The organism is Acinetobacter sp. MYb191 (assembly GCF_037572605.1).
GTDB classification, from domain to species: domain Bacteria; phylum Pseudomonadota; class Gammaproteobacteria; order Pseudomonadales; family Moraxellaceae; genus Acinetobacter; species Acinetobacter johnsonii.
In genome coordinates, this window is the sequence record NZ_JBBGZP010000015.1 from 101881 (window position 1) to 115720 (window position 13840).

Annotated in this window: 12 protein-coding genes; 4 read left to right on the forward strand and 8 right to left on the reverse strand. The window is 42.1% G+C overall.

Annotated elements, in window-relative coordinates:
* Positions 1-15: 15 nt before the first annotated feature.
* A complete protein-coding gene (locus tag WH214_RS10665; RefSeq protein WP_339993334.1) occupies positions 16-1314 on the reverse strand; it encodes an ABC1 kinase family protein in 1299 nt (432 codons plus the stop codon).
* Positions 1315-1507: 193 nt separating this feature from the next.
* On the opposite strand from WH214_RS10665, the gene WH214_RS10670 reads away from it, so the two are divergent.
* A complete protein-coding gene (locus tag WH214_RS10670; RefSeq protein ID WP_004691402.1) occupies positions 1508-1717 on the forward strand; it encodes a DUF1737 domain-containing protein in 210 nt (69 codons plus the stop codon).
* 55 nt (positions 1718-1772) lie between these two features.
* Here WH214_RS10670 and WH214_RS10675 read toward each other — a convergent pair whose 3' ends face one another.
* Both WH214_RS10675 and WH214_RS10680 read right to left on the reverse strand, forming a co-directional pair.
* On the reverse strand, positions 1773-3074 hold the full coding sequence (locus WH214_RS10675; protein WP_234964128.1) for an MATE family efflux transporter: 1302 nt from the start codon (positions 3072-3074) through the stop codon (positions 1773-1775).
* 101 nt (positions 3075-3175) lie between these two features.
* Positions 3176-3637 carry a DMT family transporter gene (locus WH214_RS10680; protein ID WP_035326225.1) on the reverse strand — a complete coding sequence of 154 codons (462 nt, stop codon included), beginning with the start codon at positions 3635-3637 and terminating at the stop codon, positions 3176-3178.
* Between the two features lie 124 nt (positions 3638-3761).
* On the opposite strand from WH214_RS10680, the gene hemW reads away from it, so the two are divergent.
* Positions 3762-4916, forward strand: coding sequence for a radical SAM family heme chaperone HemW (hemW, locus tag WH214_RS10685; protein ID WP_339422103.1), 1155 nt, complete (start codon positions 3762-3764; stop codon positions 4914-4916).
* A 254-nt stretch (positions 4917-5170) separates the two neighbouring features.
* Here the strand turns inward: hemW and WH214_RS10690 are convergent, their stop codons facing one another.
* The gene (locus tag WH214_RS10690) at positions 5171-5548 is read right to left on the reverse strand and encodes a hypothetical protein (RefSeq protein WP_339422104.1); all 378 of its coding nucleotides are present in this window, start codon (positions 5546-5548) and stop codon (positions 5171-5173) included.
* A 502-nt stretch (positions 5549-6050) separates the two neighbouring features.
* Here WH214_RS10690 and hchA point away from each other — a divergent pair.
* Entirely contained in the window at positions 6051-6920 is an 870-nt protein-coding gene (gene hchA, locus WH214_RS10695; RefSeq protein ID WP_339422105.1) for a glyoxalase III HchA, read from the forward strand.
* Between the two features lie 124 nt (positions 6921-7044).
* Here hchA and WH214_RS10700 read toward each other — a convergent pair whose 3' ends face one another.
* Positions 7045-7806, reverse strand: a complete 762-nt coding sequence (locus tag WH214_RS10700) for a substrate-binding domain-containing protein (protein ID WP_339422106.1) — start codon at positions 7804-7806, stop codon at positions 7045-7047.
* 360 nt (positions 7807-8166) lie between these two features.
* Positions 8167-9990, reverse strand: a complete 1824-nt coding sequence (locus tag WH214_RS10705; RefSeq protein WP_078389970.1) for an acyl-CoA dehydrogenase C-terminal domain-containing protein — start codon at positions 9988-9990, stop codon at positions 8167-8169.
* A gap of 231 nt (positions 9991-10221) precedes the next feature.
* On the opposite strand from WH214_RS10705, the gene WH214_RS10710 reads away from it, so the two are divergent.
* A complete protein-coding gene (locus WH214_RS10710; RefSeq protein WP_339422107.1) occupies positions 10222-12639 on the forward strand; it encodes a hypothetical protein in 2418 nt (805 codons plus the stop codon).
* 42 nt (positions 12640-12681) lie between these two features.
* Here WH214_RS10710 and aroE read toward each other — a convergent pair whose 3' ends face one another.
* Both aroE and WH214_RS10720 read right to left on the reverse strand, forming a co-directional pair.
* Positions 12682-13470 (reverse strand): shikimate dehydrogenase, encoded by a 789-nt coding sequence (gene aroE, locus WH214_RS10715; RefSeq protein ID WP_339422108.1) that lies wholly within the window; start codon positions 13468-13470, stop codon positions 12682-12684.
* A 98-nt stretch (positions 13471-13568) separates the two neighbouring features.
* Entirely contained in the window at positions 13569-13775 is a 207-nt protein-coding gene (locus tag WH214_RS10720; protein WP_126035159.1) for a hypothetical protein, read from the reverse strand.
* Positions 13776-13840 lie beyond the last annotated feature (65 nt).

Consider the following 13840-nt stretch of genomic DNA (forward strand, 5'->3'; position numbering starts at 1 on the left):
GCCTACAGTCTTTATTTAGGCAGGCGGTGGCACCAATTCTTCGAATAGATCATTAAGGTTGTCGTGCACTTTGAGATGAATCAGGTTCCAATAATGTCCTGAGACTGTGCGATTGACCATTAGCGTATCGGGCGAGGGTTTAAACACATCCCAATATTTCAGCGATGGCTTGACCAGTTCAATGCCATCATGATGCGCTGAGTTCTCAGCAAAGTCATACAAAGTGGTCAGTGGACGCATGAGCACTTCTAACCATGCTTCATACAGTTCGGCAGGAAATTTGCCTTGTTCGGACATGGAGTGCAAAGCAGTCAGTTGCTGCTCCATGGCCAAGATATTACTGTCGCGCGCTGCTTGAATCAGCTGCTTAAAATGCATCACGATTTCAGTCGATAGGGTTTTGACACCGCCGTAGTCATATACGATCACGCTACCATCTTCTCGGAAAGCAAAGTTGCCCGGATGTGGGTCGCAGTGGAAGCGTTTTAAAAATAAAATCACACGACCAATGGCACGGAATAAACGACGGCCCAGTTCATTGCGCGTGTCTTGTGACCATGTACTGGCAGTTTCAATGCTTTCGCCGTGCTCCAAGCTTAAGGTCAAAATATGACGGCTTGAATAGTCTTTGTAGACTTGAGGAATAATAATTTTAGGGTCTAAAGCTTGATGAAAGGTGCGTGCGACCTCTAAGTTTTGGGCTTCTATTTGATAGTTTAGTTCGTTGTCTAAACTGTCCTGAATTTCTTTAAAGAGTTGATCTTGCAGCTTACGGTCAATTTTGAGCACACCCATCAAGCGAAGCGCTAAACGGACTTGTTTTAAGTCACTTTCACAGGCTTCTTCTACACCCGGATATTGAACTTTAACTACAACTTGCTCACCACTTGGTAAAGTGGCTTTATGCACTTGGCCAATGGAGGCCGCGGCAAAGGGTTGTTCTTCAAAGGCTGTAAAAATTTGATTGAGCGGTTTGCCCAGTTCTTTTTCCACTTGAGCTTTGATCTCTTGAAAAGGCATCGCAGGCGCTTGACGTTGTAATTTACTAATCGCACGTGCCACTTCAGGCGGGAAAATGTCTTTGTATTGAGATGCAATTTGCCCGACTTTCATCACGGCACCTTTCATTTCACCTAAGGTGTCTGCAATTTGAAGTCCAATGTCCTGAAAAAGCTGACTGCGCGCCGCATTTTTTTTATATTCATCGGCATTGAAGTTTTTAATTGAATTGGTCACAGTTTTGGTTGCGATACTTGCTGTCATGCTGGCAAGTTTCATAAAGCGACGACCGGGCGTACGAGTCGTATTTGCCATGCGATATTCCTCGGGGCATCTTCATTACATCTCAGATTTGATCATAGGCGACAAATGCAAAACTGCCTACTTTAAATTGTTAAGCTGATGTTTCTATTTAAATAATAGTGGTCAATTGAGTGAATTGCACACAAGATGTCGCTGCATTTAAAAATCGCTTTACACTGTGCGAAAAAATTTGAGTAAGAAATAAATGAAAGTTTATCGTTATTTTACAGGCAAGGACGATGTGCATTTTTGTGCGCGTGTCACCAAAGCACTGAATGAAGGTTATAGCCTGTATGGTTCACCCACCATGACCTTTAATGGCAGTGAGGTGATCGTGGGGCAGGTGGTGGTTAAAGACGTTGAGGATGAGAGTGAAGTGCCACAAGGTCTGAAAGACGCTTTGGCACAACAGTAGAACAGCTGGAATAGAAGAAGAGTCTGGCTCCTTCCTATTCCATGCCATGCATGACTTATGGATAGTCCTGACTGAGGCGTTTATTGTTGTTATAAAGACGGAGCAGGAGCAGGGCACACGCCACGCTTAAACCGACAATCAGTCCAATCCAAACACCTGCTGCACCTATGTTGGTGTAGCGCGCCAAATAAATGCTGACAGGAAAGGCCACGATCCAATAGGCAACCATTGTGATCCACATTGGGCCTTTGGTGTCTTGCATGCCGCGTAAGCAGCCTGCGGCACTAATTTGCCAAGCGTCCATCAGTTGGTAGGCGAGTGCGAACAGCAGTAAATACATCGCAACTTCCGATACTTCATGATCCGAGGTATAAATCGCTACAATTTCAGGACGAAACAGTGCAATCAGCAGCATGGTCATCAGCGCCAAAACCGTACCTGTAGCCAGTCCGAGTTTTTGCACCTTTCGCATTGCGATCCAGTTTTTCTCGCCATAATAAGTCCCGACACGAATGGTTAGGGCGATGGCAAGGGACATCGGAATCATAAACAACTGAGAGGTGACCGACATTGCAATTTGATGCGCCGCCACAATGGTTTCACCCAGTGGACTAAGAATAATTGCAGCGGTACTAAAAATACTGACTTCGAAGAAAATCGCTAAGCCAATGGGTAAACCAAGTTTTAAAATGCGTTCGATCCAGTAGCGATCCATCTTCTCCCAAGTACTAAACACTTGAGTTTTTTGATATGCCGAAGCTTTGAAAATATAAGTGGCCAAGGTGAAAAACATGATCCACTGTAAAATTGCAGTGGCAAATCCACAGCCTGCTGAACCGAGCGCTGGAATCGGGCCGAAACCATACATAAAGACAAAGTTCAGTGGAACCAAAAGAACCAAGGCCGCTAAGCTAATGACAGTGACAGGACGTGGGTGACCAAGTGCCTCAGAGTATCCACGCAGTGCTGCATACATAGTCACCGCGGGCATGCCAAAGCCAATGGCATGTAAAAATAAGCTAGCTTTAGGCAGTAAGTTTGCAGGTACACCCATGAGTGGCAGTAAGAGCGGCATGCTTTGTAAGATTAAGCCCGCAATGCTTCCTAAAATAAAGGCTACCCAAAGGGACTGACGGGCAATGGTGGCGATTTTTTCAGGAGTGCGTGCGCCATTGGCTTCTGCCACCAATGGTGTTGTCGCAATCATGATGCCGCTGAACAGCAACATCACTGGTATCCATAAGCCGACACCAACGGCAATCGAGGCTAAATCGGTAGGAGATAAATGTCCCGCCATGATGGTATCAATTAACCCGAGACCCGCTTGAGAAAACTGCGTGATCAGGATGGGCAGCATTAACACCAATAACTTTTTTAATTCGAAACGATGGGACGTGATTTTATTTGTAGTCGACACAAAAATTACTCATATTCATCATGTGCTTGGTCTAAATAAATTCAGCGTTGTAAAGTGAGAAGCACACCAATAAAAATTACGACGCCACCAAGTAAACGCTGCCAATTTACAGGCGTTTTTTCGGTACCAAGTAGACCATAGTGGTCAAAAATCACGGAGGTCAGGATTTGTCCAAAAATAACCAAACCTGAAAACGTGAGAAAGCCTAATTTAGGCGCAGTATAGATGCTTATACTGATGGCATAAACCCCTAAGCAACCACCGAGCCATAAGTACCATGGAATATTGGAAAAATCATGTAACTGTGGTTTGTCGACGGGCTGGAGTACAACCAAAAGTGCTAAAACGCAGGTTCCAATGAAGAAGGATAACAATGCGGCTTGTAGTGGAGAGTAAAAATATTCTCTGAGCTGTGTATTCAGCGCCGTTTGAAAAGTCATAGCAATGCCAATACCAAAGGCCAGTGGTAGCATAAACAGCAAGTGGCTCGATATTTTCATCATTTTAAACCATTCATTCTTCTTGTCTTTTTATCAGTCTAATCCAAATAGACACAGATTTCATAAGTGTCTTGATGCAGTCATGTTAAAATATGCAAGATTACCGCTGTGCTTTAGAGTCTCTTCCTTGACTGATTTACATCCTGCAAATATTCCGTTGTCTTTATATATTCACATGCCGTGGTGTGTGCGTAAGTGTCCCTATTGCGACTTCAACTCGCATGCGGTGCCAGATGGCAAGTTGTCTTTAGATCTAGAGCAAGAATATTTACATGCTTTGGTGGAAGACTTTAAAACTCAGCTTGAGTTTGCTCAAGGGCGGCATATTCATAGTGTGTTTATTGGCGGCGGAACGCCGTCTTTGATTTCAGCACAAGGGTATCAATGGTTATTTACCCAGTTAAAAGCATTACTGCCTTTTGAGGCGGATTGTGAAATTACTTTAGAAGCCAATCCAGGCACAGTAGAACATGACCCTTTTGCCGATTATTTGGCAGCAGGTATCAATCGGTTATCGATCGGGGTTCAAAGTTTTAACACTGAACATTTAACCAAGTTGGGACGAATTCACAGTAACGCCGATGCGATTTCAGCAATTGGTCTTGCGCGTGATGCAGGCTTTAAACGTATTAATGTCGACCTGATGCATGGTCTGCCTGAGCAAACTTTAGAGCAAGCTTTACTTGATTTAAAGCTTGCCGTGGACAATGGTGCAACGCATATTTCATGGTATCAACTCACGATTGAACCGAATACCGTGTTCTTTAGAACCAAGCCTGTCTTACCTGTGGACGATGTGCTAGAAGAAATTCAGGCCCAAGGTGAAGCTTATTTAAAAGCACAGGGTTTTATCAATTATGAAGTTTCGGCATGGCGTAAAGAGCAGCCTTCCGCACATAATTTGAATTACTGGCAGTTTGGCGACTATTTAGCGATTGGGGCAGGTGCACATGCCAAAGTTACACAACCAGATGGAGTCTATCGTTTCCAGAAAACACGTTTACCCAAAGACTATTTGGCTAAAGTCCCAGCAGAGCATGTGCAGTTTAAGCAGATTGAAGCTGACGAACTTCCATTTGAGTTTATGATGAATGCTTTGCGTTTAAATGATGGGGTTGCAGTTGAAAATTATGCGCAGCGGACAGGTTTGAATCTGGATAGTTTGGCTGAAACGTTGGACTCACTACGCAGTCGAAAATTAATGGTAGATGATGCCACGCGCTTAGCATGTACCGAGCAAGGGCATGTGTTTTTAAACTCAGTGTTAGAAGAATTTATCTAAGTTTTATAAAGCCATGCTTGTGTGAGTTGCAATCATGGCTTTGAATTGAGCTTGAAAGCGATATACGATTTTGTATATCCACAATTTGAATAGATATTTTCTTTTAAGTTCACTTAAGTTCTAGTTCAAACGTTGAACAATAAAAAAATTGACGATTCAATCGGCCTTTTTACATAAAGACTCATTCAAAGCCCAATCTGTGATTAGTGTTTCATGTATCTATATCGTTTTGATTTAAAAAATGACTGAATGATTTAATCATCATAGATCAGATCATCTTCATGCACATTGATAAAGTCAGGTTGCGGATTTGTATCAAATTGAACCGCAGCAATGGACTCTTTGCCTAAAATCTTTGCTTTTCCCACTCTGTGCATACCATCCATTAAGCGACCTTGAGCACATAAAATGATGGGATAAGATAAATCTGCCTCTAGAGTGAGTTGCATATGCGCAATAATGTCTTGAGTGGTTGGGTGAGTATCTGGATACCAATAAGCTTCGTCTAATTCCTTGATGTCTGATAGCGGAACTTGCCTGACTTGAAAAGATTGAGTGAGTTCGACCAAGTGATCGACATCCCAAATACAGGTATCGTTTTCAACCTTTCTAAAATGATATTGCTTTCTCATCAGGATTAAAACCAGCTAAAAATACAAAAGAATTAAAACATAAAGTCTAAAAGAATACTTGTGTGTGAAATTAAGCGAGTTAATAATCGTCAGACATTAAATAGCCAGTCATTTTTGATTCAGCCGATAATGAATAGCGTTGATTCATTTGTACGAATTAGCTTACATCAATTCCCGCTTTTTTCGCCTATGCGCCTGCCTGTAAGTTTTCTAATATAGAACCATAGAGAGCAGGATGCTCCAATAGAATAACAATAAAGATCAGCTCAAGGACGAAGGTACGACAGGAGTCATACCTCAGCACTTAATACGAAAAACCCCGACAGGATGTCGGGGTTTTTTTATTGTGCAATTTTTTATCTTGTTATACAGGCAAGCTTATATTTACATCTTAAAACAGAGCCACTTTGAAACTTTGTTATGCTGAATAAATGAGCTGAGGTACAGAACTCTAGGTTTCGTAAAACTGAAAATAACCAAGCAATAATAAAGGAGAATCAGCATGGCACAGACCAGCCAAAACCGTAATCCAACCCCTGATTTAGCTGAAGATAATGCCTTTTTTCCATCACCTTATTCACTTTCCCAATACACCGCCAGTAAAACTGACTTCGATGGAACCGACTATCCAACACCCTATATTGGGCATAAAAAAGTTTTGATGGTCGCAAGCGATGAGCGTTATTTACTGATGAAAAATGGCAAGTTTTTTTCCACAGGCAACCACCCTGTAGAAACTTTACTGCCCATGTATCATTTAGATCGCGCAGGATTCGACATTGATATTGCCACGTTATCTGGCAATCCCGTTAAACTTGAAATGTGGGCGATGCCTCATGAAGATGCGGTTGTACCTGCAACATTCCAAAAATACTTAGCCCAATTTAAGAAACCTTTAAAACTGGCAGATGTATTGAAAAACAGTTTAGGTGATGACTCTCCCTGTTTGGCTGTTCTTATTCCCGGTGGGCATGGTGCTTTAATTGGTCTACCAGACAGTGAAGACTTAAAAACCTTACTGAAGTGGGCGGTGGCAAAAGATAAATTTGTCATTTCGTTATGTCATGGGCCAGCAGGTTTATTGGCAGCCGCGGTTAATGAAGCGCCTGAAAACTATATTTTTAAAGGCTATAAAATGTGTGTGTTCCCAGATGCACTCGATCAAGGGGCAAACTTAGACATAGGTTATATGCCAGGAGAATTACCGTGGTTGTTGGCAGATCGCTTAGAAAAGTTGGGTGTTGAAGTGGTCAATAAAGAGATGTCGGGACAGTGTATTCAAGACCGTAAGTTAATTACAGGAGATAGTCCTTTAGCATCGAATACCTTGGGTAAAATGGCAGCACAAGCGCTTTTGGCTGAGGTTCAGTAGTTATATCTTCTTCAATCAAGAGCGCCGTGGCGCTCTTTTTTATGTCCAATTTTCTTATTAAAAGTTCGATTTTTTAAGCTTGGAAACTGATCTTGAATGTGGAAGAAAGATTAAAATTAAGCACTCATTTGTTCCAACCAAACTGTTTAAAAATCGCATGGCCTTGTGAAGAGTTTAAAAATGCAATAAAGCTTTTTGCTTCAGGATTTTTTAGACTGTGCTGAGTCCGTGCAACACCTGCATCACGGTAAATCACCAGTTCAGGTTCGATCGGAATAATTTGCCCAATGTCTGGATTACTGACCCCCCAAATATTGAACACCAACCATGCATCATAACTGCTGTCTGTTTCCCATGCTTTTTTCGCTGCGCCTGTATTGGGCGCATACATGGCGATATTTTTACGGAAGGATTTTGTGAGCTGAATGTTACCTGTTCTGCCTGCAATATCTTCCCACATGCCCACTTGGCCTGCACCATGTGTGACCAAAACTTTAGTGTTTGGTTTACTTAGATCTTTAAATCCTTGAATATGTTTGGGATTGCCTTTTCTGACTAAAATGGCAGCAGGGCGTAAGTAGAGTGGCTCAATTGAGTCCTTTAAGATTTTGTCAGCAAATACGCTTTCTAAATCAGACATCATGGCTTCCGAACCGCTATAGATGATGTCGGCATCGAGTTTGGCTTTGTCGGCCCATTGTGAAGTAGGACCAGCGGTTACATAGACATCAATTCCAGTCTTATTTTTAAATTGTTTCGCTGCTTCATGCATTGCTGGTGCTGGCCCACCTGGACCATATATATTGATCGCCGCAATAGCGTCCATTGATAAAAAGCCCAGCATGAGCGGAAAAATATAGTGGCTGAGCTTATGCTTTCTTAACATTGTTATTCCCTTTATTGATATTTGAATGCTGATAATATTTGTTTTTCTGATGTATTTGAATCTTTATATTATTTTTTTTGTTAAATGATTTTTTAAATATGAACGCCATTTTCTTACTTAAATTTAAGTTGTAGAAAGACAGAGCCATGACAAAATTTTTAACGCACTAACTCTAAAAAACTATCAGAGAGCGTAGAGAACTCTTTTTAACTGTGTAGGGAACGCTTTTACCAAAGTCTAAAGATGAGGCCAGAAAATTGGAGCGACAGCTAAGTTGCTGGGGGAGTTGGATTGTTGTAAGGTCGGACAAGAAATAAAAAGAGCGCCTAGGCGCTCTTTTTATCATTTTGACACTATTAATTAGTAGTCAAAGCTAAAGTGTTCAGGTGCTAAAGAAGTCATGGTTTTTGAAGGATTGACCATTGCTTCGGCATGACCTTGGGTACGTGGCAATAAACGTTCGAAATAGAAGTCAGCTACTTTAATTTTTGCTTTATAGAATTCAGCAGATTCTTTGCCATCACCAGAAGCCAATTTTTCTGAAGCCACAGCCGCTTGTTGTGCCCAGAAATACGCCATCATTACATAGCCAGAGAACATCAAGAAATCGACAGAAGCTGAAGATACCACGTCACGGTCTTTACGAGCTGCAAGCATAATGCGAACAGTTAAGGCATTCCACTGTGCGCATACTTTGGTTAAGTCCCATGCAAAACGACGCATGTATTTGTTGCGTGCCTGTTGACCACAGAATTTTAAAATTTCAGTGGTGTAGTCGCGAATCACTTTACCTTTAGAGGTCAGAAGTACTTTACGACCAATTAAGTCAAGTGCTTGAACACCTGTAGTGCCTTCATACAATGTCGCAATACGTGCATCACGTGCAATTTGCTCCATGCCCCATTCTTTAATGTAGCCATGACCGCCATAGACTTGCATACCGTGGTTTGCAGCTTCCAAGCCTAATTCAGTTAAGAAGCCTTTTAAAATTGGGGTATAGAATCCTAAGTGATCATCATGTGCTTCAAATGCAGCAGTATCGCCACGTTCAAGCGCATCTGCCATTTTGTCGGCAATTTGCGCTGCATAATAAATCATTGAGCGACCGCCTTCAGCAATCGCTTTTTGTGTTAGCAACATACGGCGAACGTCAGCGTGATGAATAATAGCATCCGCCACTTTTTCAGGGTCTTTCTTGCCAGAAAGTGCACGCATCGACATACGTTCTTTGGCATATGGAAGTGCACCTTGGAAAGAAAGCTCAGCATGTGCAATACCTTGAATTGCCGTACCGATACGTGCGGTGTTCATAAAGGTAAACATGGCATGTAAGCCTTTGTTTGGCTCGCCAATCAAGTAACCCACAGCATTGTCAAAGTTCAGCACTGCGGTTGCAGAAGCACGAATCCCCATCTTATGTTCAATCGAACCACAGGTCACAGGGTTGCGTTCACCAAGGCTGCTGTCTGCATTGACCAAGAATTTAGGCACAATGAACAGAGAAATCCCTTTGGTGCCTGCAGGTGCATCTGGAAGACGAGCAAGTACGATGTGAATGATGTTCTCAGTTAAATCTTGCTCACCTGCAGAGATGAAAATTTTGGTGCCTGAGATGTTATAAGTGCCATCGGCATTTAATTCTGCTTTGGTCTTTACTTGACCTAAGTCGGTGCCACACTGAGGTTCAGTTAAACACATGGTACCTGACCATGTACCTGCCACTAAGTTCGGCATATACAGATTTTTCTGTTCATCTGTACCAAACTGTAAAATGGTGTTCATACAGCCGATGCTTAAACCTGGGTACATTTGGAAAGACCAGTTTGCTGTGCCCATCATTTCCGATTTAATCAGATTTAAAGATTGAGGCAGGTTCTGACCGCCAAATTCTTCAGGGAAAGACAAACCTTGCCAGCCACCTTGGACAAACTGGTCATAAGCGTCTTTGAAGCCTTTTGGGGTTTTTACTTCACCATTGTCGAAGGTACAACCTTCTTCATCGCCCGATTGGTTTAAAGGAGATAAAATATTTTCACAAAAATCTGCTGCGCCTTCTAAGATCATATCTACCGTATCAGCGTCGGCAGCTTCACCATTCGATAGGGTTTGATAATGTGCAGGATAGTCCAGCACTTCATTCATTAAGAAGCGAATATCATGTAAGGGAGCTTTATATGCAGGCATGTGTGTAATCCTAATTTAGAAATAGTATTGGATTATTTAAATCGATCATTTCATTATTCATACATCGTATCAAAATACATTGATAGATCCGACTTGAGAAAATGTCAGAAAGGCGAATTGGTAGATAAAATCATCAATCTAAAAAGACAGTTCTGTTACACTGACTCGATGGTCTTTTGATCATGTACTTTTTTAATAAACTATAATTAACTCAGGTTTTCAGCAAGTATTATGCGCTTAAAATATATAACACTTTGTTTATTGGGTTTGAGTATCAGTGGGTGTACTCAGCATGTCATTAAATCCAATGCCTCTTCAGATCAGCAGCTCGGGCAACAAGCCACGCATGGTCTTAATGCCATGTTTGAAAATGCTAGCTATGATTTTAAAGGTCAGTTCTCTATTCAATCTGACTTTAATTTTAATGAGTCCAAGCCAAAGACTCAGCTAAATTCCAAGTCTAATGCTCAGTCAAATGGGACGAATTTAGATCCAGAGTTGAAAAAGCAATTAGATCAGTTATTAAAAAATCAAAAGATTTCCTTTACCGCCAAAGAAAAACAAGCCTTATATGATGCACTTGCACGTGAACAAAATCCGTATGCATCACTGTATAGCGGTGGTGAATCCCGTTCTGCTAAGGTTCAAATCGCAGAATCTTTGGTGAATTTACTCAATGACTTACAGTTTAGTTATCAGGGCTCTGTGCATTTCCGTCAAAAATTGGCAGCATTGACTTTGCAGTTAAGTTATCAAAAACCAACCTTACAAGTGCAAGCACAGTTGCCGATGGTGGTTGATTTTAATGATTATAAATTTTACACCAACTACTTTGCCTTTATGCCGTTCATGGTGAATCGTGAAAGTCAGGATCGTTTTGCCTACATTGACTTTTCTAAGCATAAAGACGCATTTGGTCATATTGATTTTAAAAAGTTTGCTGAATATTTGAAGCAGATGAATGCACTGCCATATGCTTTGGCAGAGCCAAATCAGGTGCATAGTGTTGATTTAAGCAAGTCAGAAAAAGAAGCAGGGCTAAGCAAGAAAATTCGCTATATGGGTGACTTAGAAACAGCACAAGTACAATTGGGCTTATTTGAATACGTCAATAAACTGCACTATACCCAACAGATACAAGCTTTTGATGCTGAGAGTCTGATTGAGGATGCCGCAAAAACACCAAGTGCAGCGGATGAAACAATGCAGGCAGCGAAAGAAGCAGAGATTGCTGCAAGTAGCGCAAGTGAAGACCCGGCCTATGATTCACTCGAACGTGTCAGTCATTTGGTGAACCAAAAAATGCAGAACCTGAGTGGTTATGGGCAGAGCGATGAACAAGACATTGTTGTAGATGCTACGGTTGATGCAGCAGCAGATGTGGCTTATGCGCAGGCCGCGACAGAAGATGCTGATGAGACAGCAACTGAGGTGTCTGTTTCTGCAGCACCAAATACACTATCTGAAGAAGCTTGCGATGCTCTCATCAACAGCAAGAACATTCCTATTGGTAAAGTGACCGCATGCCGTGATTATCAAGATATTGATGTACTTGCACCTAAAGTAACCAATAAAGTTGTAGATGAAGAGAGCTTTGGACAAGCAGCGACCAATGTTTTGGAAGAGTTGAAACCACTCTTTACCGCGTATCAAACAGAGCAACTGGTAGACGCACAAAGCTTTAAACAACTTTGGCAAAAACATCAGGCTGAAATTACACCGATCATGGCACAGCTGGGTAGCGAACGTTCACCGTTTGTGATGGATGTTGGACTCGACCAAAAAGGTCGTGCGCAAAACATGGATTACAACATTGTGATTAGCGATGAGCAAATTGGTAAGCTGCAAATCAAGAGCACCAATCAGGTGTTTAACTATGGCAGTGCGACAGCCATTGACCGTCAAGCTTTAAGAAATGCAAAATCGATTGAGGAAGTGTCTAAAGGCTCATTGCTGGAAAATGTAGTGAAAGGCATGCTGGGTCCGTTAGGTGCAGACTCATCAAGTGCAGAGAGCGTATCATCAAGCACAACAGAATTACCTAAGGCCATTTCAGATTATTACCAGCAGGCAGCGCAGCAAAGCTATGCACGTCAGCATTCTGAAGTCAAAGCCTATCAAGCGGTATTTGCTTTGATGTTTGCCGCACAGCGTCCAGAGTATATTCGTTACTATAGCTCAGCGACCATCAATGAAATTTCAGAAGTTTATGCCTATGAGTTCATGGATGTTGCAGAGCCGAAGGGTGCAGCACTTAAACGTCTGAATCAGTTACGTCAAAAACATGCTTTACAGCACGAACAAGACTTTGATGAGCTGGGAGAAAGTATCGCCAATATTGTTAATGATGCACTGGAAGATGTACAAGAAAATCAGCAATGGAAAGATTTGGCGAAGAAATACAAAACTAAGCAAGCGGTCTTTGCTCAGGTCTATCAAGACAAATTTACCGATACCTATGAGATTGACCAAGAGCAAACTGCATATTTGACTCAGTCTGCACAAGTCTTTGCTAAAGCATTTGCAGATGACCTAAAAGGTCAATTGACAGAAAAATCGTTGCAAGGTTTGAAGCTTGAACATGACGACTTCTTTAGCGACTCGACCTATTACGAGACCTATAAAGCCGTACAGAAAAACATGAACTAATGAAAAAAAGAACCTCTGCGGAGGTTCTTTTTTTATTTGTGCTTATAAGAAATCTTTCAGGTTCGGTTTGATGCCATTCCAAATCGAAAAAGATTCAATCGCCTGACCAACCAGCATGCCATAGCCTTCAGAGGTGGGCACGCCGCGAGCTTTGGCTTGATCTAAAAAGGTCGAAGGTTTGCCATAGGCCATTTCATAGGCATATTGAAATTGCAAAGCTTCAGGCAGAATTAAGGCATCGCCACTTAGGCTGGCAGAGGTTGCATTAATCACCAAGTCAAACTGACCTTCGAGTGCATCTAAGCCGATGGCTTGCAATTCGGCTTGCGGCACAGCTGCTTTTAAGTCAATCACCAGTTGCTCTGCACGGGCCAGGGTACGATTGGCAATCACAATTTTTTTCACCCCTGCTTGGACCAGTGGATAAATGACGCCGCGAGTTGCTCCACCTGCACCGATGATTAACACATCAGTCTGGTCTAAGCTCCAGTCCAACGCGCGAATGGCATCTACTAACCCTTGTCCATCGGTGTTGTCACCATGTAATTGACCATCGACCATCCACAGCGTATTAACAGCTTTTGCGATTTTAGCGCGTTCAGTGAGGACTGTGCAGGCGGCAAAGGCTTGTTCTTTAAAAGGCACAGTGACATTAAGACCCATGCCACCCTGTGAGAAAAATTCTTGGATATTGGTTAGGAAGCCATCCAGTGGCGCAAGACGTTTACTGTAGTTGAGGTCGAGCCCCATTTTTTGTGCAAAAGCATGGTGAAGTTCAGGTGAGCGAGACTGCTCAATCGGGTTGCCAATGACAGCGAATTGTTTGCTCATCGCACCAAATCCATGTGAGAAATGCCGTTCAATATACGGCAAATTACACGCAGGCTAAAGCGTTCAGTGTTTTTTATCAACAGAGAAAAGAAAGGCGATTATGGATTGCAGATACTGTGAATCACATCAAACAATAATTTTGCTGCGGTCAGGGTTAAGCCGATACCTGCAAATACGGTGATGCTGATGGATGCATTGTCATTAAACGCACTTTCAGAAAAAATAGTGGTACTGATTGAGCTTAGCAACACAATAGCAAAGCAGAAAAGAACCATGGTGGTCGAGCTAACTCTTTTTGCGAACATGTTTGGGACCTCAGAGAACAGCAAAGGAGGATACTAAATATTGATGTCATTAAAATGAATACATT